Consider the following 23644-nt stretch of genomic DNA (forward strand, 5'->3'; position numbering starts at 1 on the left):
CTCACTTAGAAAGATGGGGGGCTTGGTAATTACCAGCCCCCCATGGTGTATTCAACAACCGATTACTTATTACCTTTACTAGTAATGTTAGTAACCTTAGTCAATATGTCGAGTCGTACAGACTGATTAGTCTAGAGTACGTTTAACTTCAACAATTTCGAATACTTCGATCTGGTCACCAACGCGAACGTCGTTGTAGTTCTTAACGCCGATACCACACTCGTAACCATTTTTAACTTCTTGAACGTCATCTTTAAAGCGACGAAGTGACTCTAGTTCACCTTCGTAGATAACAACGTTTTCGCGAAGTACGCGGATTGGGTTGCTACGCTTAATAGTACCTTCAGTAACGATACAACCAGCGATTGCACCAAGTTTAGGCGACTTAAATACGTCACGAACTTGAGCAAGACCAATGATCTCTTGACGGAATTCAGGAGCAAGCATACCGCCCATTGCCTGTTTAACTTCGTCGATCAGTTGGTAAATGATTGAGTAGTAACGTAGATCTAGGTTTTCATTCTGAACAGTACCACGCGCAGTTGCGTCAGCACGTACGTTGAAACCAAGGATGATAGCGTTAGAAGCTGCTGCAAGCGTTGCATCAGTTTCAGTAATACCACCAACACCAGAACCTACGATGTTCACTTTAACTTCGTCAGTTGACAGTTTCAGTAGAGAGTCAGCAATCGCTTCTACAGAACCTTGAACGTCAGCTTTAAGTACAACGTTAAGTTCAGCAACTTCACCAGCCGTCATGTTCGCGAACATGTTCTCTAGTTTCGCTTTTTGTTGGCGAGCTAGTTTAACATCACGGAATTTACCTTGACGGTAGTTTGCAACTTCACGCGCTTTACGCTCATCACGTACAACCGTTGCTTCATCACCTGAAGCAGGAACGCCTGAAAGACCTAGAATTTCTACAGGGATAGATGGACCTGCAGTTTCGATGTCTTTACCGTTTTCATCACGCATTGCACGAACACGGCCGTACTCTTGACCACAAAGAACGATGTCGCCTTTGTTTAGAGTACCAGACTGTACTAGTACTGTTGCAACTGGACCACGACCTTTATCAAGACGAGATTCAACAACAACACCAGATGCCATGCCTTCTTTAACCGCTGTAAGCTCAAGAACTTCAGACTGAAGAAGGATAGCTTCTAGAAGACCATCGATGTTTGTACCCTGTTTTGCAGAGATGTGAACGAAGATGTTCTCACCGCCCCATTCTTCAGGGATAACGTCGTATTGAGCTAGCTCATTCTTAACGTTGTCTGGGTTTGCACCCTCTTTGTCGATCTTGTTCACAGCAACAATCAGAGGAACGCCTGCCGCTTTCGCGTGCTGGATTGCTTCGATTGTTTGTGGCATTACGCCATCGTCTGCTGCAACTACAAGTACAACGATATCTGTCGCTTGAGCACCACGAGCACGCATAGCAGTAAACGCCGCGTGTCCAGGAGTATCAAGGAACGTGATCATGCCGTTGTCAGTATCTACGTGGTAAGCACCAATGTGCTGCGTGATACCGCCAGCTTCGCCAGAAGCAACGTGTGCTTTACGAATGTAATCAAGTGTAGAAGTTTTACCGTGGTCAACGTGACCCATGATAGTAACAACAGGAGCACGACCTTCTGCGATAGCATCGCTATCACGGTCAGCTAGCACTGCTTCTTCTAATTCGTTCTCTTTGCGAAGGATAACCTTGTGGCCCATTTCTTCAGCAACAAGTTGTGCTGTTTCTTGGTCGATCACTTGGTTGATAGTCGCCATAGCGCCCATCTTCATCATCACTTTGATAACTTCCGTTGCTTTAACTGACATTTTGCTAGCCAGTTCAGAAACAACGATAGTTTCGCCGATAGCAACATCAGATTTAGCAACAGTTGCTGACTTATCGAAGCCTTGTTGCATTGAAGTTGGTTTAGCTAGCTTACCTTTACCGCCACGACCACGTTGGTTACGACCACCACGGTTGTTGCCTGGTTGAGCTGCTGGAGCAGGTTTCTTCTTGCGACGACGAGGAGCTTTCTCATCTTTTTTATCAGCCGCATCTTCTGCTTCACGAGCATAAGTAGAAGTAGTCACATGGTAATCCGCAGATTTCTCTTGCTCTTTCTTCTTCTTCTCTTCTTCAGACCAACGTTCTTGGTTTTCTTCTGCTAACTTACGAGCTTCTTCAACAAGCTTAGCTGCTTCAGCTTCTGCTTTACGAGTTGCTTCTTGCTCTTGACGAGCTTTTAGTTCATCCGCTTCTTTTTTCGCTTGTGCGTTAGCGTCTGCATTTTTTGAATTCATGTCTTTTTTAGCCTTATCAGCTTGTGCGCGTTGAGCCTTCTCTTCAGCTTCACGTTTTGCATCCGCTTCACGTGTTACTTTTGCTTCGGCTTCGCGCTGTGCTTTCTCTGCAGCATCACGTTTCGCTTGCTCTTCAGCATCGCGTTGTGCTTTCTCTTCCGCTTCACGATTAGCTGCATCCTCAGCCTCACGTTTCGCTTCATCTTCAATAGCGCTGCGCTTCACGTAAGTACGTTTTTTACGTACCTCTACTTGAACATCCTTACTCTTACCGCCTCCAGCGGCAACACTTAGCGTGCTGCGGGTCTTGCGTTGAAGAGTTAAACGAGTCGGTTCTGTTTCACCTGAAGTATCGCCGTGCTCCTTTTTAAGGTGCGTTAGCAATGTTTGCTTCTCTGAATCAGTCACTTGATCCGACCCTGCTTTCTTCATGCCTGCATCAGCAAGTTGTTCAATTAAGCGGTCAACTGGCGTACCAATCTCTTCACTCAGTGCTTTAACTGTTAATTGTGTCATACCGCTCTCTCTCCTTGCTGAATTATTCTTCGTCGCCGAACCAACAGATGTTACGCGCAGCCATAATCAGCTCGCCCGCACGCTCTGCAGTTAGGTCTTCGATGCCTTCTAGTTCATCAACGCCTTGGTCAGCTAGGTCTTCCAATGTAGCAACGCCTTTTGCAGCTAGCTTGTAAGCCATTTCACGCTCAAGACCTTCAAGTGCAAGTAGGTCTTCAGCAGGCTCAACACCATCGAAAGTTTCTTCTTTCGCTAGCGCTAGAGTAGTTAGTGCGTCTTTTGCGCGGTTACGTAGTTCTTCGACGATACCTTCGTCTAGACCGTCCACTTCAAGAAGCTCGTTTACAGGAACGTATGCTACTTCTTCAAGCGTAGAGAAACCTTCTTCAACAAGCATTTGAGCAAAGTCTTCTTCGATGTCTAGGTGCTTCATGAAGTTTTCAATTGAAGCAACTGCTTCTTCTTGGTGCTTCTTCTGAAGATCTTCAACAGTCATTACGTTCAGTTCCCAACCAGTTAGTTGAGATGCTAGACGTACGTTTTGACCGCTACGACCGATAGCTTGCGCTAGGTTGTCAGCTTCAACCGCGATGTCCATTGAATGTGTATCTTCATCAACGATGATAGAAGCCACATCAGCAGGAGCCATTGCGTTGATTACGAATTGCGCCGGGTTATCGTCCCAAAGCACGATATCGATACGCTCACCGCCAAGGTCGTTAGAAACAGCTTGTACACGTGCACCACGCATACCAACACACGCACCAACAGGGTCGATACGTTTGTCGTTTGTTTTAACAGCGATTTTAGCACGAGAACCAGCGTCACGTGCAGCACCTTTAAGTTCAATTAGCTCTTCACCAATCTCAGGCACTTCAACGCGGAATAGTTCAGCTAGCATTTCAGGCTTAGAGCGAGTAATGAACAACTGGAAGCCGCGAGCTTCTGGCTTAACTGCGTATAGAAGACCACGAACACGGTCACCTGGACGGAAGTTTTCACGAGGAAGCTGGTCATCACGAAGGATTACCGCTTCAGCGTTGCTACCTAGGTCTAGGATAATAGTGTCACGGTTTACTTTCTTAACAACACCAGTAACTAGCTCACCTTCGTTATCGATGAACTGCTCAACGATTTGAGCACGCTCAGCTTCACGTACTTTCTGTACGATAACTTGCTTAGCCGTTTGAGTCGTAATACGGTCAAACGTTACTGATTCGATGTCATCTTCAATGAAGCCGCCAAGTTCGATCTCTGGGTCATCGTACTTCGCAGCTTCAATAGAGATTTCTTTTGTTGGGAATTCAACTTCCTCAACAGCTTCCCAACGGCGGAAAGTTTCGAAATTACCCGTTTTACGGTCAATTTCAACACGAACTTCAATTTCTAGTTCGCTTTTCTTTTTTGTTGCCGTTGCAAGCGCGATTTCAAGCGCTTCAAAAATACGCTCACGAGGAACTGCTTTCTCATTAGAAACAGCTTCTACTACCGCCAAAATTTCTTTGTTCATTAATCTAGCCTCTTAAGCTCATCTCTCTAGGAGAACTAAAATTTAGGGATCAGGTTAGCTTTCGCAATATTGCTCAGGACGAATTCTTCTTCTTGTCCTTCAACCAATACTTTTACTGTCTCGCCTTCAATAGATTGGATATCACCTTTCCATTTACGACGGTTGCCGACAGCCATTTTCAAAACGATGCTTACCTCGTGACCAATAAATTGTTGGTAATGCTCTGCTTTGAACAGTGGTCTCTCTAAACCTGGTGAAGAAACTTCAAGGTTATAAGCCACTGAAATTGGATCTTCAACGTCCATTACGGCACTTACTTGGTGACTAACTTCAGAGCAATCGTCTACATTGATACCATTTGGTGAATCGATGTAAATACGTAGCGTTGAGTGCTCACCAGCACGAATAAATTCTAATCCAACTAACTCATAACCTGATGCTGCTACTGGAGCGTCAAGCATTTCAGTAAGTTGTCTTTCTAAACCAGTCATTTAACCACTCCAGAAACAAAAAAAGGGCTCAAAGCCCAATTTAAATTCCAAGCAAACATTATCTAAATTGCATTTACAAATGCTTAGATAACAAAAAACCCCGTATAAGCCGGGGTTTTTGTTGCTGGACCCTTATATGTTAAGTGCCATCATATTTGATATTACACTTAACTCACAGTGAGGTTCACACTGTGCAAACTTGCTACCAATACACGCTATATAATAGCATTGAAATTGGTTGCGGGAGCCGGATTTGAACCGACGACCTTCGGGTTATGAGCCCGACGAGCTACCAAACTGCTCCATCCCGCGTCCGACTTGTGAGCATTATACGCCCAACAAGATGTTTTACAAGTTTGTAAACATGGTGCCGAGAGAGGGACTCGAACCCTCACACCCTAAGGCACTAGCACCTCATGCTAGCGTGTCTACCAATTTCACCATCTCGGCATCAAATCTTTGCAGATTATTGTGGAATCTCGTCGCCTTGCGCCGGAACTTCACTCACTGCATCTTCAGCTTGCTGAATTACCTGACCTTCAGTCGGGTTAATCCATTGTGACTCAGTTTTATGTGTAGACATATTACCAAGCACTAAGCTAAGGATAAAAAATGTAGTTGCAAAAATTGCAGTCATTCGGGTAAGGAAATTTCCTGAGCCACCAGCACCAAACACAGTGTTTGAAGCGCCAGCACCGAATGAGGCTCCCATATCTGCGCCTTTACCTTGTTGAATCAACACTAGGCCAATTACACCAAGCGCTGCCAACAGGTAAATCACAAGTAGAACTGTAAACATTTTTCCACCTATGTTCCTAATTGTTGAGCCAGCGCCGTTCAAAAAACTATTTTTAAGAACAAGGCTAGCGACCTCCTAACTGAAGGCCGAGCAATACTAGCGAATGCGACGATGACTGACAAGGGGAATTTGCTAAAAAATAAGCCTTTAACAAGCGAGTGCTTAAAAAAAGCTCAAAAGCGACATAAAACTCGTTTATGTCGCTTTTATCAAGGCATAAGTTAAACAGACCTAATCACGGGCATGATGATGCACGCCACAGCGATAAACTATTTAATTAGCAATTCGCTTTTACAGCATCAGCAATCTTAAGTGCAGATTTCTGAACAAGATCAGCATCTTCACCTTCAACCATCACTCGTAATAGTGGCTCTGTACCTGACTTACGCAGCAATACGCGGCCTTTTTCGCCAAGTTCAGCTTCCACTTCCACAACTGCCGTTTTAACGGCCTCTGCTTCTAATGGGTTTGAGTCACCGCTGAAACGAACATTTTCTAGAACCTGAGGGTATAACGTCATACCTTGAGAAAGTTCATTCAGTGTCATTTCGCTATCAACCACTGAAGCCAACACTTGCAGTGCAGCAACGATGGCATCACCCGTCGTTACTTTATCCAATAGAATCACATGGCCAGAGTTTTCTGCACCAATCTTCCAGCCTTTAGCAAGAAGCTGCTCCATTACATAACGGTCACCTACAGCAGCACGTACAAATGGAATACCTAATTGCTTAAGTCCATTTTCCATACCAAGGTTCGTCATCAATGTACCAACAACCCCGCCTTTTAGTTCACCTCGACGTAGCGCATCACGAGCAATGATGTAAGCGATTTGGTCACCATCAACCTTGTTGCCTAGCTCATCAACCATAATGATACGGTCACCGTCGCCATCAAAGCCAAGACCTAGTGCTGCTTTCTCTTCAACCACTTTAGCTTGCAGAGCACGCACATCCGTCGCTCCCACTTCATGGTTAATGTTGGTACCATTTGGCTCAACGCCCATTGCGATGACTTCAGCACCCAACTCTTTAAACACAGCTGGCGCGATGTGGTAAGTTGCACCGTGCGCGCAATCAACCACAATTTTCATTCCGGCTAACGTCATTTTGTGCGGGAATGTACTTTTACAAAATTCAATATAACGACCAGCGGCATCATTTAAGCGTACTGCTTTACCTAGTACTGAAGATTCCACGCACTCGATATCTTTGTCTAGTTCAGCTTCGATTGCCAACTCAATTTCATCCGACAATTTAGTACCTTCAGAAGAGAAGAACTTAATGCCGTTATCGTAATATGGGTTGTGCGATGCAGATATAACAATCCCCGCCTCAGCACGGAAAGTTTGTGTTAGGTAAGCAACAGCCGGTGTCGGCATTGGCCCCGTAAACGTTGCCTGTAGGCCCGCTGCAGCTAAACCAGCTTCTAAAGCAGACTCAAGCATGTAACCAGAAATACGAGTATCTTTACCTATAATCACTTTTTTTGTGCCCTGTTTTGCTAAAACACGACCCGCAGCCCAGCCAAGCTTCAAAACAAAATCAGGTGTAATTGGGTACTGACCCACTTTGCCACGTACGCCATCTGTTCCGAAGTAACGTCTTTTATCAGACATATTGATTTTCCTTAATTATTATTTAGTGATTGTTGTTCATCACTTCAATTATCTTCATCGCTTCCAATGTATCTTCCACATCGTGAACGCGAATAATTTGAGCACCTTTCATCGCAGCAATGGTGGCGCAAGTAACACTTCCTACCATGCAATCTGCTGGTGCTTTGTCTAGCAGCTTAAAGATCATCGATTTTCTCGAGATACCCGCTAAGATTGGCAAGCCAAGCGTATGAAATTTTTCAAGGTGCGCTAATAGGTGGTAATTATGCTCGATGGTTTTACCAAAGCCAAAACCAGGATCGAGAACAAGTTGCTCTTTGGGTATGCCTACAGCCTCACAGGCCTCAACTCTTTCTTTTAAAAAGTCTTCAACATCCGTGAAAACATCGCCATAACAAGGATTAGCTTGCATGGTTCTTGGCTGGCCTTTCATGTGCATCAAACAAACTGGAACTTGAGCTTGAGCAGCAGCCTCTAAAGCGCCCGGCTCTTGCAGAGCTCGCACATCATTGATCAAGTCAGCGCCCGCCTCAACGGCTTGACGCATCACTTCCGCTTTGCTGGTATCAATAGAGATCCACACATCAAAATTGGCTCGAATCGCTTTAATTGCAGGTATAACCCTTGATAGTTCATCTTCCAATGTAACTTCAGGCGCTCCCGGGCGGGTAGATTCACCACCGATATCAATAATACTGACACCTGCTTTGATCATGCGTTCAGCTTGCTGCAATGCTTTCTCTAATGAGTTGAATTGACCACCATCAGAAAATGAGTCGGGCGTAACATTGAGGATACCCATCACATGCGGACGGTCTAAAAGGAGTGTTTTGTTGTTTGCTTGTAATATCATGGAAGGCGGGTCTTAAAAGGTTAAAACACTTTGCGCTATAAACAGAAAAACCCTGAGCGTACTCAGGGTTTTAATTAACAGCTTAGCGATTAAGAATCTTTGTTTTGAGCATCATCTGATTCAGATTTAGCTTCTTCAACTTTCGACTCTTCAGCTTTTGGTTCGGCTTTAGCTTCAGGTTTAACCTCAGCTTCAGGCTTAGCTTCTTCCTTTGCAGGTTCTGCTTTTGCCTGGTCACCCCAACCAGCAGGCTCACGAATATCAGTCTTACGTTCCATGAGGTCATCAATCTGACCCGCATCGATCGTTTCGTACTTCATAAGCGCATCTTTCATCGAGTGCATCAAATCCATATTATCTTCTAGGATTTGCTTAGCTCGAGCGTAGTTGCGGTCGATAAGAATACGAATTTCTTCATCGATAAGTCGAGTTGTATCGTCAGACACATGCTTCGCTTGGCTCATGCCGCGACCTAGGAAAACTTCGCCTTCTTCTTCAGCATAAAGAAGAGGACCCAATTTCTCAGAGAAGCCCCATTGCGTAACCATCTTACGAGCAATATCTGTTGCACGTTCGATATCGTTAGACGCACCAGTCGAAACATTATCTTTACCGTAGATAAGCTCTTCAGCAAGACGACCACCATACAAGCTAGAAATCATTGACTCTAGATGTTGGCGAGACATGCTTACGCGATCTTGCTCTGGTAGATACATCGTCACACCAAGTGCACGACCACGAGGGATGATTGATACTTTGTACACTGGATCGTGTTCAGGTACCAAACGACCAACAATCGCGTGTCCCGCTTCGTGATAAGCCGTTGATTCTTTCACTTCTTCAGACATAACCATTGAACGGCGCTCTGCACCCATCATGATCTTATCTTTCGCAAGTTCAAACTCAACCATAGATACATTGCGTTTGTTTCCGCGAGCAGCGAATAGAGCCGCTTCGTTAACAAGGTTCGCAAGATCTGCACCAGAGAAACCTGGAGTACCACGAGCAATCAGAGATGGTTCAACATCGCCTGACAATGGAACTTTACGCATGTGTACTTTAAGAATCTGTTCACGACCGCGTACATCAGGCAGACCAACCACAACTTGACGGTCAAAACGACCTGGACGAAGTAGTGCTGGGTCAAGTACGTCTGGACGGTTAGTCGCAGCGATAACAATAATACCTTCGTTACCTTCGAAACCATCCATCTCAACCAGCATTTGGTTCAGTGTTTGCTCACGTTCATCGTGACCACCACCAACACCAGCGCCACGTTGACGACCTACTGCATCGATTTCATCGATAAAGATGATACATGGTGCGGCTTTCTTCGCTTGTTCGAACATGTCACGCACACGAGATGCACCAACACCAACGAACATTTCTACGAAGTCAGAACCAGAGATAGTAAAGAACGGTACTTTCGCTTCACCCGCAATCGCTTTTGCAAGCAATGTCTTACCAGTACCAGGAGGACCAACTAACAGGATACCTGTAGGGATCTTACCACCTAGCTTTTGGAAACGACTTGGGTCACGAAGGTAGTCAACAAGTTCTTTAACGTCTTCTTTTGCTTCGTCACAACCAGCAACATCAGCAAACATCGTTTTGATTTGTTCTTCGCTCATCATTCGAGCTTTGCTCTTACCAAACGACATTGCGCCTTTACCGCCGCCGCCGCCTTGCATTTGACGCATGAAGAAAATCCACACACCAATCAGTAAGATCATTGGGAACCAAGAGATGAAGATAGTGCCAAGCAGGCTCTGCTCTTCAGGTGGTGTGCCCTGAACTTTCACGTTTTGGTTAATTAAGTCATCAAGTAGCTTCTGATCATAAACAGGCATGTAAGTTACATACTTAGCACCACCACCACGACGGGTGAAAGAGATTTCACTGTTATTGAACTGTGCGTCTTGAATCTGGCCTTGGCCAACTTCCTGTACAAACGTGGTGTAATCAACTGCTCTGCCATTACTTTCACCAGGGCCGAAGCTCTGGAATACAGACATAAGCACTACAGCGATAACTAGCCACAGAATTAAATTTTTTGCCATGTCACTCAAGGTGTCAGCCTCTCGATAACTAATTGTAATTAAAGGTAGGGTACTACAGTTTGTTACCTGTAGCTATATTGTTAACGGTTCAAAATCGAACAGAATCGTTAACCTTTGTAACCAGTGGCTACGATAAACACTTCACGAGAACGAGCTCGAGAAGAGTCGGGTTTTCTGACCTTAACCGTCTTAAACATCTCACGGACATCTTTAACGTATTGGTCAAACCCTTCGCCTTGGAATACTTTAACAACAAAACTACCATTGGTAGCTAGAACTTGTCGACACATATCCAAAGCTAATTCAACCAAGTACATAGCTCTTGGTTGGTCTACTGAGTTATTTCCTGCAATGTTAGGAGCCATGTCAGACATAACCACATCAACCATATTAGGTTGAATACGATCTAACAACGCTTCCAATACTGCTTCTTCGCGGAAATCACCTTGTAAAAAGCTCACTCCAGCGATTGGGTCCATAGGTAACAAGTCACACGCAATGATTTGTCCACTGTCACCAATAATCTTAGCAGCATATTGAGACCAACCACCAGGAGCTGCACCCAAATCCACAACAGTCATCGCAGGAGACAACAATTTATCTTTCGCTTGAATCTCTTCCATTTTGAAATAAGCACGTGAACGATAGCCTTTCTTTCTCGCCTCATTTGCGTACTTGTCGTCGAAGTGTTCCTTCAACCAACGGCCTGAACTGGCCGAGTGTTTCTGTTTACTCATTGGATACCTAAATTGGAGGAAAGTACTAATTGCTGAATAAATTATAGTCTTCAGCATTAGATGGCGTTAAAATAGGTTTTTTCAACCCTAATACTAAAGAAAATTGGCCGCGTAATGAACCTAAGTACCAAACAAAAGCAGCATCTAAAGGGCCTAGCTCACAGTTTAAAACCTGTAGTGCTAATGGGCGCAAATGGACTTACTGAAGCTGTTCTAGCGGAAATCGAATTAGCTCTAGACCACCACGAACTGATCAAGATTAAAGTAGCATCAGAAGACCGTGAGACTAAGCAACTGATTATCGATGCAATTGTACGTGAAACTAAAGCTGAGAAAGTACAAACTATCGGTAAAGTTCTTGTACTGTTCCGTCAGTCTGAAGCACGTAAAATCGAGATTCCACGCAAATAAGTTAGTTTGACATCAAACTAGCTCCGCAATCAGAAAGCCACTGTGCTTATCTTTTAGTGTAGCGTGAGAAACGAAAAAGGTCGCATTAGCGACCTTTTTACTTATTAGAACCAAAGTAAATTCAATTAGATGTATTCTACTTTGTCGATTTCGAAGTCTTTATCCCCGCCAGGTGTAGAGATAATAACCTCGTCACCTTCCATCTTACCAATAAGACCACGAGCGATCGGTGATTTCACCGAAATGCGGCCAGTTTTGATTTCAGCTTCATCTTCAGAAACGATTTGGTAACGGAACTCTTCATCAGTATCTACGTCAATCAAAGTTACGGTAGTACCAAAGATAACCTTACCCGTGTTATCCATTTGAGTTACGTCGATGATCTGAGCTAGCGATAGCTTGTATTCGATATCTCGAATTTGAGCTTCACAGATACCCTGCTCTTCACGAGCGGCGTGATATTCAGCATTCTCTTTCAAGTCACCGAGTTCACGTGCTTCACCAATAGCTGCTGAAATAATAGGACGTAGCTTAAGTAGGCGATCTAATTCGTCACGTAGCTGCTGAGCGCCACGTACTGTCATTGGAACCTTTTCCATTTTTTACCTCTATGCCAAAGCTTTCTTTGGCCAACATAAATCCACCCAATATAGTTATTGGGTGATAGAAACAAAACGATTTGGCTTAGTGTAAACAAACTTTATGGCTAAATCACCTTTATTCCACTTTGCGTTATAAAAGCTTTATCTAGGTCTAAATTACAGACATCACAAAAATGAATAATAACCTCCCCATCAATAAGCTCAGAAATAAATACCTAAAAAAACAAAAAACAAACAAAATAAATACAGATCACACTTTTATAAAAACCACTTTAAAACAGATAGTTAAGCAACAATAAATATAATAAAACAGTGTTCATTTTTTAGTTTTATATCATTTTACTAACTAACAATGGAACTTTAGAGGTAAAAAGTAACCCATGGATTGCACTGGCATTTTTCAGACTTCTGTTCTAATCATGATTATGAAGCCTGATTAATACAGGCAATACACAAAAGGGTTCAAATCCTTGATAAAACTTCTATGGACAGTAATTAGGAATTAATAACATGAACAAGACTATGATCGCGCTTGCTGTATCTGCTGCAGCTCTTGCTACTAACGCAGTGGCAGCGGACGGTAAACAAGCTGGTGGTATCGACGGTACTTCTGTATACAGCTCAAACGGCACTTCTTTAGAGATCGGTGGTCGTGCGGAAGCTCGTCTATCTCTAAAAGACGGCAAAGCACAAGACAACTCTCGTGTACGTCTAAACTTCCTAGGTAAAGTTGAAATCCAAGACGGCCTATACGGTGTTGGTTTCTACGAAGGTGAATACACTACAGCTGACAACAAAGTAGTTGTTGACGGCGACACAACTTCTGGTAGCGATATTGACCACCGTTACACTTACGCTGGTATCGGCGGTGCATTCGGTGAAGTAACATACGGTAAGAACGACGGCGCGCTAGGCGTAATCACAGACTTCACGGATATCATGTCTTACCACGGTAACTCAGCAGCATACAAAATTGCTGCAGCAGACCGTACTGACAACATGCTTTCTTACAAAGGCGAATTTCAAGACCTAGCAGTAAAAGCAAGCTACCGCTTCGCAGACCGTACAGATTCAGTTGACGGCGGTTACTCAGACAACAACGAAGATGGCTACTCTCTATCTGGTATCTACTCAATCGGTGATACAGGCTTTAAACTAGGTGCTGGTTACGCTGATCAAGACGTAGAAAACGAGTACATGCTTGCTGCATCTTACCGCACTGAAGCGCTATACTTTGCTGGTACGTTCACAGACGGTGAGCTTGCGAAGAGAAACGGTGATTACACTGGTTACGAATTCGCTACAGCTTACACACTAGACAAGACTGCATTCACACTAACGTACAACAACGCAGAAACTGACGGTGAAACTTCAGCTGACAACGTTGCAATCGATGCGACTTACTACTTCAAGCCGAACTTCCGTACGTACATCTCGTACAACTTCAACCTAATCAGTGAAAATGACACTATTGGTACTGTAGGTTTTGGTAACGGTACTGCATCTAAAGCAGATGCTGAAGACGAGCTAGCTCTAGGTCTACGTTACGACTTCTAATTCTGGTTACCTAATTGATTAATTAGTTAATTGAGAATCAAAACGCCCGCTATCTAGCGGGCGTTTTTTATATCTGTATACTGAAAAAATCAGCCATCCAAGAAAATCTTCTATGCGCCTTCTATCCACTCTACTTCTATGTAGTTTTTTCATTAGCGTTTTCTCAATTAACGCTTTTGCATACGCCCCTTTAGATAAACTGCCAAACGGCAGCAGCACAAGTTTGATCTTAGAATCTTTAAGTGGCAGTTCAAATGAAATGAATACCAACAGTGATGGCTTTTACCCACCAGCCAGCACTTTAAAACTGGTTACGGCTTTGGCAGCCAAGTTGGAATTGGGGGATGACTTTCACTACACAACCAGCATTGCCCGTTCTAATAGGGATGTTGTGATCTCATTCAGCGGTGACTCAACGCTACAACGAGAACATCTAAAAAGTCTTTTAGCTCAATACGCTAAGTCGCAATCTAAAACCATCAAAGGCAATTTATACCTCGATAACTCGGCTTATACAGGCTATCAACGAGCAGTTGGTTGGCCTTGGGACATTCTAGGCGTTTGTTACAGTGCGCCTTCTAGTGCGATGACTTTAGACAGCAACTGTGCACAAGCCTCTATTTATACAAAAGATAATGGTTCGACACGCGTATATATCCCAGCTCATTACCCAATAGACGTGACAACCACAACTGCCACTGTAACTCGCTCAGGGCAGAAGGCAACACAATGCGACTTAGAGCTCATAACGACTCCAGACAACGCTTACAAGCTCTCTGGTTGCTTAGTTGAACGTAAGAAACCACTGCCGCTCAAGTTCGCGATTCAAAATCCAGAGCTTTATACCTATCAAGTCGTGACATCGCTTCTTAAAGAGCTGAAAATCCAAGTTAAAGGCAATGTGATTGTGGGTAAAAAAGCTAAAGCAGACAAAACTACGTTAGTCGCGAGTCACCATTCTGAAAAGCTTCCTGAACTGCTCGATATCATGCTGAAGAAGTCGGATAACCTTATCGCAGATAACCTAACTAAAACGTTGGGTGCGACATTTTATGTTCAGCCGGGCAGCTTCAATAACGGCACTGAAGCAATAAAACAGATACTGCTGACCAAGGCTAATATTGACCTCAGCAAAGCGCAATTAGTCGATGGCTCAGGGTTATCGAGAAATAACCGAATGAGATCGCAGACCATGGCACAGGTGCTTCGTTATATCTGGGAAAACGACCAACAGCTCAACCTAATTGAGGCAATGCCAACATCAGGCACTGATGGCACGCTCAAATACCGTCAAAGCATGAGAAAGGCACCGATCCAAGGCAATATTATTGCAAAGAGTGGTTCGTTGTACGGTAGCTACAACATGGCAGGTTTTGGTTTAGACAAAGCGGGCAATCCAAACTCTCTGTTCGTACAGTTTGTCCGAGATTACTTCCCGGAAGAGCAAGATCCAGACAAACCAGTCGAAGCACCAATTACCCAGTTTGAACGTGCTTTCTACACAGATGTAGTTGAATTCAGTCAAACACAAGGCAAACCTAAGTAACGTTCAGCTCTGTGTAAGCTTCTACTTAAACAATAAAAAATGGCGCTGAAGATCTTAAATCTTCAGCGCCATTTTTGTTTATCAGGTGTATTTTAGTTATTTGTTATAAGCTTTTAAGCGATTCCTAGGAATGAGTTCACTACCGTGAAGTAAATCCACATCCCTGAAATATCCACTATCGAAGCGAGAACAGGGCTCACCAACACCGCAGGATCTAACTTAAATAACCGAGCAACAATCGGCAATCCAGCGCCTAGCACGGTTGATATTGTCACTTGAATAAACAGAGCAACAGCAATCGCGTAAGCAATCATATTAATGTCGTAACCACCCGTTGATTGGTTGTCACTGAACAGTAATATGCGGCCTATCATCACCAAAGCAATCGCAAGTGCTAAGCAAATTGCGACTCTAAATTCTTTCCAAAGAACGTTCGCCCACTGGCGTTTCTTCAATTCCCCTGTGGCTAAAGCTCTGATGACCAAAGTCGCAGCCTGTGTCCCTGTATTACCACCCGCAGCGGCGATTACCGGCATATAAATCGCAAGAAGTACTAGCTGGCTAAGGATATCTTCATACTGAGCAATGATAAGCCCAGAGACAATACCCAGCAGCGCTAAGGCAATGATCCAACCGATACGCTGCCTAACGTGGCTAAGCACTCCCGTTGAAAGGTAACCTTGCTGCGGTTCAACCTCTGAGTAGATCAGCCCTAGTTGGTGAGCTAGATGTCGAGAGCGCTTCTCAAAGCCCTGCTCTTCTAACTCACTAAGTAAAGTCTGAATCGTACTAAGAGAGCATTGCCCAAGTACTAACACCGCATCTTCAAGCGGCATTCTGTTCAAAAGGTTAATTTGTTGCTCACGTCCGTACTGTTGAAAGGCATTAGATACAGCTTGGATGTCTTTCTCTGAGTACAGAGCTTCAATAGATAAAAAATTGTTGTTCATTACCGTCATGGCGAATCTCCCGATTGGCAAAGGTAACGACCATCAAAACAAATAGCCTATAGCGAGTACACCAAGAATATATAACTCGTATATCAAGAGCGTATAGCTAGGCGCACCAAAAGCTTAAAGTTAGTATATCAATAGCTTAAAGCGCTAATGTGTCTACTTGTTAGAATCTAGTGTGTGGAAAAGAATGAGGGGGAAAAACAAAGATACCCTACCTGAACGGCAGGACAATAGATCAATACCGAGACAGGTTATTCTTCTCCATTCAAACTAGGAGGATGGTCGGTATTGTTCATAAAAATCTCCAGAATTACTGTCAATATGACAGCGCGCACAGTGTAGCAATGCACGTTCAAAAACTTCGTCAACTTTGTGTCAATAAAAAAGGCATCCGTGGATGCCTTTTGTTCAATTATTGATGTACGTTATTACTTAATAGTAATACGAGCAAACTTACGCTTACCTACTTGGTAAACTGCAGTACCTGCTTCAGGTACGAATCTGCTGTCTTCAATCTTCTCGCCTTCAAGCTTAGCCGCGCCTTGCTTGATCATACGCATCGCATCAGAAGTAGAGTTTACAAGACCTGCTTCTTTTAGAACGTTAGCGATTGGTAGACCTGCTTCGAATTCGAATTCAGGCATTTCATCTGGCACTTGGTTCTTAGCAAAACGGTTAACGAACTCTTGCTCAGCTGCTTCAGCATCGGCTTCACTGTGGAAACGAGCAATGATCTCTTTAGCCAGTAGAACTTTAACGTCACGCGGGTTCTTACCTGCATCAACGCCAGCTTTCAGTTCCGCAACTTCTTCAAGTGGACGGAAAGACAGTAGCTCGTAGTAGCTCCACATTAGATCGTCAGAGATAGACATGATCTTACCAAACATTTCGCTTGGTGCTTCGCTGATACCGATGTAGTTATGCGCAGACTTAGACATCTTCTTAACGCCGTCTAAACCAACAAGTAGTGGCATCATTAGTACCGCTTGTGGTTTTTGACCTGCAGCTTTTTGCAGTTCACGACCCATTAGAAGGTTAAACTTCTGGTCAGTACCGCCAAGCTCAACATCGCTCTCGAGTGCAACAGAGTCGTGACCTTGAAGAAGTGGGTACATGAATTCGTGGATTGCGATCGGTTGGCCACCAGCGTAACGCTTTTTAAAGTCATCACGCTCAAGCATACGAGCCACAGTTTGGTTAGAAGCAAGACGAATCATACCTTCAGCACCAAGCTCAGATAACCACTCAGAGTTGAAACGAATTTGCGTTTTCGCAGGATCTAGAATCTTGAATACTTGCTCTTTGTAAGTTTCAGCATTCTTCAATACGTCTTCACGGCTTAGCGGTGGACGCGTTGAGTTCTTACCTGATGGGTCACCAACCATTGCAGTGAAATCACCAATAAGGAATGTCACTTCATGACCAAGCTCTTGGAAAGCACGAAGCTTGTTAAAGATAACCGTATGGCCTAGGTGGATATCTGGAGCTGTTGGATCGGCACCCAGCTTAATGCGTAAAGGACGACCTTCTTTTAATTTAGCAATCAGTTCGTCTTCTGGAATCAGTTCTTCTACGCCACGTTTGATCTCGGCTAGTGCAGCTTCAATACTCGCCATTCTTGTTCACTCCCACAGATTTGGCAAAAATATAATAATTAGACATCTTACTTGAATAGCGATGTATTTTGAAACCAGTTACACTATTCCGTCGTCGATTTTCATAATATTTACAGAACGAACCGGAACATGTTGTCTATTTTTGCACGCCTTCCTATTTTGCACCGGGCTTTTATCGCATTTTTTAGTGCCGTAATTTTCGTCGCGATCTTCTTACTCCCCGATGTCAGCAGTTTACGTGACGATACGGGCGCTTTAGTGGTGGGGAAACATTACCCACTGACTATCAATGCATCCGCGCTTGTTAGCTCAAGTGACGCACCGCCGACGGCAGTGCTTAATTGGGAGAAATACACCGTTCGTTCTGGCGAAAGCACCTCTGTTTTATTCGAACGTATTGGTCTCTCATACCGCTTGCTGATCACGCTACTCAATACCAATAACGATATTAAGAAGCAGCTGTCTAATCTAAGACCTGGCGATGTATTACAATTCGGTTTTGATGAAAACAACGATCTTATTCAGTTAAAACGACAACTTAGTGCGTTTGAAAGCTTCAAAATCACTAAGTCTGGCGATTCGTTTACCTCTAGCATCGACAAGAAAGAAGTTGCCTACCAATACAATTACGCTGAAGCCAACATTACCTCTAACTTCTGGAATGCAGGCGTTAGCGCAGGTTTAACCGCAAACCAAATCATGGAACTCGCCGGTATCTTCGGTTGGGATATCGACTTTGCGTTAGATATTCGTAAGAACGACAGCTTCAAAATCTTATACCAAGAGAAAGTGGTTGAAGGTGAGGTGGTTGGTCGCGGTAAGATCATGGCAGCCGTATTCAAAAACCAAGGCGATTCATTTACCGCGGTATTGGATGATAAGAGCGGCAACTACTTCGATGAAAATGGTCGAGCAATGAAGAAAGCGTTCTTGCGCTCACCAATTGATTTTCGTCGCGTAACATCGAACTTTAATCCTACCAGGAGACACCCAGTAACCGGTAAGGTTCGAGCTCACCGCGGTACTGACTACGCAGCTCCTGTTGGCACGCCTATCTGGGCAGCCGGTGACGGTATTGTTCAAAAGTCGGGTTACAACCAATTCAATGGTAACTACGTGTTCATTCGACACAGCAACACCTACATCACCAAGTACCTGCATATGAAGCGACGCATGGTGAAAACGGGTCAGCGCGTAAAACAAGGCCAAACCATTGGTACTTTGGGTGGGACAGGTCGTGTTACTGGCCCGCACTTACATTATGAATTCTTGGTTAATGGTGTACATAAGAATGCTCGCACCGTAAAATTGCCACAATCTAAGTCATTAACAGGTAAAGCAAAAGCTACCTTCATTGCTAACTCCGAGATTCGACTGAATAACCTTGAGCGATACGGCCAGTTGTTAGCAACTAATTAGGTTGCTAGCAACCAATTAGGCTAGAACCCTAACAGCCAACAAAAAAGAGCGCCCATCAAGGCGCTCTTTTTATTTCAGTCGAACTAGTACTTATCGTTCATCGTCGTTGCTTTGGATCATATCGGGTTTCTTATCTCGCCCTAGCATCAGCAAACAAGGCGTCAGCACCAAGGTTAGTACTGTCGCAAATGCCAAACCTCCAGCAATCGCCGTAGCGAGTTGCGACCACCATTGGGTACTCGGCGCGCCAAACTCTATTTTTTGGTTAATCAGGTCGATGTTCATCTCTAATACCATCGGCATCAAGCCTAATATGGTAGTAACCGTAGTAAGCATCACTGGCCTTAAACGCTGAACACCGGTTCTTAGAATCGCATCTCGCTTATCCAAGCCTCGTTTAACCAACTGATTATAAGTATCGATCAGCACGATATTGTTGTTCACCACAATCCCAGCCAATGCAATCACCCCAATACCTGACATCACAATGCCAAACGGACGTTGGAAGATAAGTAAACCGACAAACACACCAACCGTTGAAAACAACACCGCACTAAGAATCAAGAACGCTTGATAGAAGCTATTGAACTGAGTAATCAGAATCAACGCCATTACCGCAAGAGCAACCATGAATGCACTTTGTAAGAAGGCTGAAGAGTTTTCTTGTTCTTCATTCTGACCACGGATACGAAACTCGACACTACTCGGTAGCCCCAATTCACTTAACGCTTGCTCAATCTTTGGCAGTTCGAGAGCAAGGTTATAGCCCTCTTCCATATCCGCCATGATGTTCACGACTCGCTTACCATCGAGGCGTTTGATCGTGTCTTGCTTATGGTCGGGAACAATCTGAGCAAAGTTGGTGATCGGCACCAAGCCAGCCGGTGTTTTGACTCTTAGTTGGTCAAAGCGCCCGATATCTCTTTTATCGCTTGGGTAGCGTACCAAGATATCGACTTCTTCTGATGAGTCATCAGGCAGGTAATCACCAATCTTTAGTCCGTTAGTTACAAATTGAACGGTATTGCCGACCAAGGTCGCGTCTGCGGCAAAACGCGCGGCATCGTCGCGGCGAATATCCACCTTCCAATCAATACCGTCTTTGCTTGCAGTATCACTGATATTAGTCAGTGCTTGATTACCATCCGCCCAACTTCTTACAATCTTAGCCGCCTGATTGAGCTGCTCAGGTGTTTTGGCTGAGAGCTCAATCACTAAGTCATTTTCAACCGGTGGCCCTGCATCAGGAAACTTGTATTCAATCTCGACCCCAGCGTATTGATCAGTTTGTGTCTTTAACTCATCAATGATCGCTTTAACACTGCGACGATATTGCCAATCCACAGGCGTGATCGATATCAAACCAATCTGGTCGTCCCCACCCGTTCGCGTGTAAACAGTATCGAACTCATCATGATTTAGCATCATCTGTTCAATATCGCGCATGATGACATCTTTCTCTTGGATAGATAGATCACCATGGGAACGAACTTTGACGTTAAAGAATGGCGGATCAACTTCAGGGAAGAACTCTGCACCTAGACCCGCTTTTGAATACGTAAAACCAACCGCCACCGCAAGTAATATTGCACTGGAGAGAATCTTAAATGGGTGTTTAATCGCAATCGAAAGCGTGTGGTAGTAAGCCTTGGTTAAGCCAGTCGCCTGTGAGAAATCACCGTTGTGCAGTGCCACCATTCGCGCTTGGCTTTTGGGCGATACGTATTGAGGTTTACCAATCAAACCACCTAGTACAGGCACAAACAACAACGCCATAATCAATGAAGCGGTTAAGGTTGCAATCAATGTTAATGGCAAGAACTTCATGAATTCGCCCGTCACATCTGGCCAAAACAGTAACGGAGCAAATGCCGCCAAGGTTGTAGCCGTGGATGCCGTTATCGGCCATGCCATTCGTTTGGCTGCATCTCGATAGGCTGCTTTACGCCCTTCCCCTTCTTGCATTCTCCGGTCAGCAAACTCGGTGATCACAATCGCACCATCGACCAACATCCCCACCGCCATAATCAGCGAAAAAAGCACCACTATGTTTACGGTTAAACCAAATACCGATAGAACTAGTAACCCCGTGAGGAATGATCCAGGAATTGAAATTCCGACCAATAATGCGGTTCGCACACCAAGAATAGCGATGATCACGATCACCACTAAAATGATGGCGGACAAGATATTGTTTTGAAGATCGTTGAGCATGATCTTCACATCTTTAGATTCATCCCAAGTGTATTTGACCAGCAGGTTATTTGGCCACTCGGCTTGCTGCTGAGCGCCTGCCATGACGGCTTTGACTAGCTCAACGGTTTCAATGATGTTTTCACCCGCTCGCTTCTTGATATCCAAGACAACCGCTGATTTACCATCTAAACGAGCAAAACTCTCTGGATCTCGAAACGCTCGACGAACCGTGGCCACATCACCAAAGGTCACGACCTGCTTACCATCGACTTTAATTGGTAGCTCAAGCACGTCTTTTAGAGAGTTAAACACCGAAGGGACTTTGACAGAGAAACGCCCATAACCCGTATCTACAAAACCTGCCGCAACCACTCGGTTATTTAAAGCGATCAAGTTATAGATATCCGCTTGATCTAGGCTGTAGCTCTCCATCAACAGCGGATCAACAATGATTTCAACAATGTCATCGCGATCGCCTGCAATATCGACCTCTAGAATTTGGCGATAGCTTTCGAGCTTATCCCCAAGCTCTCGAGCAATTTGCACTATCGTACGCTCAGGAACGGTACCAAACAGAACCACTGACAACACTGGCTGCTCAGACGCGAGTGTCACCTCATTCACAGTCGGCTCGTCACTGTCTTCTGGTAGCTTTGGTTTGGCAAGGTCAACCGCATCACGCACATCCGCCATCGCTTTAGTTAGGTCGACGCCAACGTTAAACTCCAACACTACCGAGGCGTGACCTTCTGCTGCGGTTGCCGTCATCTCTTTTACGCCTTCAATCGACCTAAGCTCTTGCTCGATAGGTCGTACCAATAAACGCTCCGCATCAGTTGGCGAGATCCCTTGGTGCCCGACTGAAACGTAGATAATTGGAATGGTGATATCTGGGCTCGATTCTTTGGGTATCGTGATATAGGTAATCACACCTGCGACTAAGATGAGCGCCAAAAGGGAGAGCATTGTTCGAGCGCGAGACAAGGCTGCATCAATAATTGAATACATCGGTTATCTCCTACTCTGCAGTTACGTTAGAGAATTCAGCACCTTGCTCAACAGCAATCACCGAATCACCATCACGAACAAAACCTTGCCCTACCGTGATGATATCGACACGCTGACCTAACCCCGTGAGCCACACGCCATCTTGCTCAGCTTTCACCAGTTGAATGCCGACGAATTTCACGATTGGTGAGTCATCAATTGAAACCAAAGTTTTGACCCCAAGATTACCCGCCTCATCTAGTGCCAACATAGCAGGTGTCACTTTGATAGCGTCTCTTGTTTCTAGATTAAGGGTGACTTCGGCACTGACACCGGCAGGTAACAGGCCATCGGAATTATCGATTTCAATCTCTATTGGAAAGGTATTGGTTGAGGCAGAAGATATTCGAGAAACATAACGCAGACGACCCTCTGCTTCTTCTCGCCCTAACAAGCGAACCAAAGCAGATTGATTGACGAGCAAATGCTGGATATGACGCTCACTGACATCGGCCTCAATAACCAAAGGATCGAGGTCAATCACGCCAGCAACAGGATCACCAACACCAACGAAATCACCGAGCTCCACCATCAAATCTTGAACCACTCCCGAAAAAGGCGAAGTAATCACAGTATTCTTTAAAGCCAATTCCGCATTGCGCTTCATAGCCTTTGCTTCCGTTAGTGAAGCCTCTGCGGTGGTATAGGCTATCTCGCCTTGCAACCCTCTTTTCTTCAAAGACTGTGCTGCTTTAAATTCTTTTTGCTTCAAACGATATAACGCAGATGCTCGCTCCAGCTGAATCTCTAAGTCGCCTTTATCAATCTGAGCAATGGCTTGTCCTGCTTTAACTGTATCGCCCTTAACAACATTCAGTCGGACGACCTTACCCGCAACTTCCGCTCCTAATCGAGCATGCCTGTCGGGCGCCGTTCTTCCATAGAGATCAATCGTTTTAAAGGTCGGTGATGAAGTGAATGTTTGAAAGGAAACCTTAGCCAACGGAATCTCTGTCGCTTTTTTCTCTGGCGCTTCTTCCGCCTGTCCCACTCCTAAGCCAAGCCAAATAAACAACAGCACAACTAAAATCAACGAAACCAGCCACGGCTGCTTCAATTTCTGAAAAAGTGGTGAGTTAGGAAATAGAGTGGGCATAACAAATCCTTTTGTCCGATGTAATTAAGACGCGCTAAATGGCTTAACACTGTCATGTGCAACTTCCATATGCACGGAGTAACCTTAACAGACCAAAACCAAACGAAGTTGGACGTTATCGACAGTTTAAAAAATATGCCGTGTACTAAAAATGAAGGGAATGCGTTGAAAAATAATAGGTTAAATATCGAGGTAAGTACTGATTTCGATGAAAAAGCCAAGCGGTCGACCGTCAGGCTTAACTTACTGCGGTTTTTTAGGAGTCTATAAACACAAAAACGCCGAACATAGGTTCGGCGTTTGCAGTATTTCT

General features: G+C 44.5%; 17 protein-coding genes and 2 tRNA genes. 4 read left to right on the forward strand and 15 right to left on the reverse strand.

What is annotated here, in order from left to right:
- Positions 1 to 126: 126 nt before the first annotated feature.
- The 10 genes from infB to rlmE form a co-directional block, all read right to left on the reverse strand.
- Positions 127 to 2817, reverse strand: coding sequence for a translation initiation factor IF-2 (gene infB / locus QWZ07_RS19180; RefSeq protein WP_076672205.1), 2691 nt, complete (start codon positions 2815 to 2817; stop codon positions 127 to 129).
- Positions 2818 to 2839: 22 nt separating this feature from the next.
- A complete protein-coding gene (gene nusA / locus QWZ07_RS19185) occupies positions 2840 to 4327 on the reverse strand; it encodes a transcription termination factor NusA (protein ID WP_065103003.1) in 1488 nt (495 codons plus the stop codon).
- Between the two features lie 35 nt (positions 4328 to 4362).
- Positions 4363 to 4818: a ribosome maturation factor RimP gene (rimP, locus tag QWZ07_RS19190; protein ID WP_004734501.1), complete on the reverse strand. Its 456-nt coding sequence runs from the start codon at positions 4816 to 4818 to the stop codon at positions 4363 to 4365.
- 235 nt (positions 4819 to 5053) lie between these two features.
- Positions 5054 to 5130, reverse strand: a tRNA-Met gene (locus tag QWZ07_RS19195).
- Between the two features lie 53 nt (positions 5131 to 5183).
- A tRNA-Leu gene (locus QWZ07_RS19200) sits at positions 5184 to 5268 on the reverse strand.
- 16 nt (positions 5269 to 5284) lie between these two features.
- Entirely contained in the window at positions 5285 to 5617 is a 333-nt protein-coding gene (secG, locus tag QWZ07_RS19205) for a preprotein translocase subunit SecG (protein ID WP_029223252.1), read from the reverse strand.
- A 277-nt stretch (positions 5618 to 5894) separates the two neighbouring features.
- Entirely contained in the window at positions 5895 to 7235 is a 1341-nt protein-coding gene (glmM, locus tag QWZ07_RS19210; RefSeq protein ID WP_102279526.1) for a phosphoglucosamine mutase, read from the reverse strand.
- Positions 7236 to 7257: 22 nt separating this feature from the next.
- Complete coding sequence (gene folP / locus QWZ07_RS19215) at positions 7258 to 8088, reverse strand: dihydropteroate synthase (RefSeq protein WP_192852281.1); 831 nt, start codon at positions 8086 to 8088, stop codon at positions 7258 to 7260.
- A gap of 89 nt (positions 8089 to 8177) precedes the next feature.
- Positions 8178 to 10148, reverse strand: coding sequence for an ATP-dependent zinc metalloprotease FtsH (ftsH, locus tag QWZ07_RS19220; protein ID WP_029223251.1), 1971 nt, complete (start codon positions 10146 to 10148; stop codon positions 8178 to 8180).
- Positions 10149 to 10255: 107 nt separating this feature from the next.
- On the reverse strand, positions 10256 to 10885 hold the full coding sequence (rlmE, locus tag QWZ07_RS19225) for a 23S rRNA (uridine(2552)-2'-O)-methyltransferase RlmE (RefSeq protein WP_017106934.1): 630 nt from the start codon (positions 10883 to 10885) through the stop codon (positions 10256 to 10258).
- Positions 10886 to 10999: 114 nt separating this feature from the next.
- On the opposite strand from rlmE, the gene yhbY reads away from it, so the two are divergent.
- Positions 11000 to 11296 carry a ribosome assembly RNA-binding protein YhbY gene (yhbY, locus tag QWZ07_RS19230; RefSeq protein ID WP_004738252.1) on the forward strand — a complete coding sequence of 99 codons (297 nt, stop codon included), beginning with the start codon at positions 11000 to 11002 and terminating at the stop codon, positions 11294 to 11296.
- Between the two features lie 125 nt (positions 11297 to 11421).
- Here yhbY and greA read toward each other — a convergent pair whose 3' ends face one another.
- On the reverse strand, positions 11422 to 11895 hold the full coding sequence (gene greA / locus QWZ07_RS19235; RefSeq protein ID WP_017084249.1) for a transcription elongation factor GreA: 474 nt from the start codon (positions 11893 to 11895) through the stop codon (positions 11422 to 11424).
- A 513-nt stretch (positions 11896 to 12408) separates the two neighbouring features.
- Between greA and QWZ07_RS19240 the strand changes: the two genes are divergently transcribed.
- Complete coding sequence (locus QWZ07_RS19240; protein ID WP_123284068.1) at positions 12409 to 13455, forward strand: porin; 1047 nt, start codon at positions 12409 to 12411, stop codon at positions 13453 to 13455.
- A gap of 112 nt (positions 13456 to 13567) precedes the next feature.
- Positions 13568 to 15001 (forward strand): serine-type D-Ala-D-Ala carboxypeptidase, encoded by a 1434-nt coding sequence (dacB, locus tag QWZ07_RS19245; RefSeq protein ID WP_192852282.1) that lies wholly within the window; start codon positions 13568 to 13570, stop codon positions 14999 to 15001.
- A gap of 113 nt (positions 15002 to 15114) precedes the next feature.
- Here dacB and QWZ07_RS19250 read toward each other — a convergent pair whose 3' ends face one another.
- Positions 15115 to 15960: a magnesium transporter gene (locus QWZ07_RS19250; protein WP_102361882.1), complete on the reverse strand. Its 846-nt coding sequence runs from the start codon at positions 15958 to 15960 to the stop codon at positions 15115 to 15117.
- A 425-nt stretch (positions 15961 to 16385) separates the two neighbouring features.
- A complete protein-coding gene (gene tyrS, locus QWZ07_RS19255) occupies positions 16386 to 17573 on the reverse strand; it encodes a tyrosine--tRNA ligase (RefSeq protein ID WP_017108750.1) in 1188 nt (395 codons plus the stop codon).
- 129 nt (positions 17574 to 17702) lie between these two features.
- Between tyrS and shyC the strand changes: the two genes are divergently transcribed.
- Positions 17703 to 18992 carry a peptidoglycan DD-endopeptidase ShyC gene (shyC, locus tag QWZ07_RS19260; RefSeq protein WP_102361881.1) on the forward strand — a complete coding sequence of 430 codons (1290 nt, stop codon included), beginning with the start codon at positions 17703 to 17705 and terminating at the stop codon, positions 18990 to 18992.
- 90 nt (positions 18993 to 19082) lie between these two features.
- On the opposite strand, the gene QWZ07_RS19265 is transcribed toward shyC, so the two are convergent.
- Both QWZ07_RS19265 and QWZ07_RS19270 read right to left on the reverse strand, forming a co-directional pair.
- On the reverse strand, positions 19083 to 22196 hold the full coding sequence (locus QWZ07_RS19265; RefSeq protein WP_192852283.1) for an efflux RND transporter permease subunit: 3114 nt from the start codon (positions 22194 to 22196) through the stop codon (positions 19083 to 19085).
- 10 nt (positions 22197 to 22206) lie between these two features.
- Positions 22207 to 23331, reverse strand: a complete 1125-nt coding sequence (locus QWZ07_RS19270) for an efflux RND transporter periplasmic adaptor subunit (RefSeq protein WP_192852284.1) — start codon at positions 23329 to 23331, stop codon at positions 22207 to 22209.
- Positions 23332 to 23644 lie beyond the last annotated feature (313 nt).

The sequence above is a fragment of the Vibrio lentus genome (genome assembly GCF_030409755.1).
Taxonomy (GTDB): Bacteria; Pseudomonadota; Gammaproteobacteria; order Enterobacterales; family Vibrionaceae; genus Vibrio; species Vibrio lentus.

Coding starts and splice junctions, on each gene's coding strand:
- shyC (WP_102361881.1), top strand. CDS start 17,703: ATGTTGTCTATTTTTGCACGCCTTCCTATTTTGCACCGGGCTTTTATC.
- secG (WP_029223252.1), bottom strand. CDS start 5,617: ATGTTTACAGTTCTACTTGTGATTTACCTGTTGGCAGCGCTTGGTGTA.
- tyrS (WP_017108750.1), bottom strand. CDS start 17,573: ATGGCGAGTATTGAAGCTGCACTAGCCGAGATCAAACGTGGCGTAGAA.
- greA (WP_017084249.1), bottom strand. CDS start 11,895: ATGGAAAAGGTTCCAATGACAGTACGTGGCGCTCAGCAGCTACGTGAC.
- infB (WP_076672205.1), bottom strand. CDS start 2,817: ATGACACAATTAACAGTTAAAGCACTGAGTGAAGAGATTGGTACGCCA.
- yhbY (WP_004738252.1), top strand. CDS start 11,000: ATGAACCTAAGTACCAAACAAAAGCAGCATCTAAAGGGCCTAGCTCAC.
- rimP (WP_004734501.1), bottom strand. CDS start 4,818: ATGACTGGTTTAGAAAGACAACTTACTGAAATGCTTGACGCTCCAGTA.
- ftsH (WP_029223251.1), bottom strand. CDS start 10,148: ATGGCAAAAAATTTAATTCTGTGGCTAGTTATCGCTGTAGTGCTTATG.
- glmM (WP_102279526.1), bottom strand. CDS start 7,235: ATGTCTGATAAAAGACGTTACTTCGGAACAGATGGCGTACGTGGCAAA.
- QWZ07_RS19250 (WP_102361882.1), bottom strand. CDS start 15,960: ATGACGGTAATGAACAACAATTTTTTATCTATTGAAGCTCTGTACTCA.
- QWZ07_RS19270 (WP_192852284.1), bottom strand. CDS start 23,331: ATGCCCACTCTATTTCCTAACTCACCACTTTTTCAGAAATTGAAGCAG.
- dacB (WP_192852282.1), top strand. CDS start 13,568: ATGCGCCTTCTATCCACTCTACTTCTATGTAGTTTTTTCATTAGCGTT.
- QWZ07_RS19265 (WP_192852283.1), bottom strand. CDS start 22,196: ATGTATTCAATTATTGATGCAGCCTTGTCTCGCGCTCGAACAATGCTC.
- QWZ07_RS19240 (WP_123284068.1), top strand. CDS start 12,409: ATGAACAAGACTATGATCGCGCTTGCTGTATCTGCTGCAGCTCTTGCT.
- rlmE (WP_017106934.1), bottom strand. CDS start 10,885: ATGAGTAAACAGAAACACTCGGCCAGTTCAGGCCGTTGGTTGAAGGAA.
- folP (WP_192852281.1), bottom strand. CDS start 8,088: ATGATATTACAAGCAAACAACAAAACACTCCTTTTAGACCGTCCGCAT.
- nusA (WP_065103003.1), bottom strand. CDS start 4,327: ATGAACAAAGAAATTTTGGCGGTAGTAGAAGCTGTTTCTAATGAGAAA.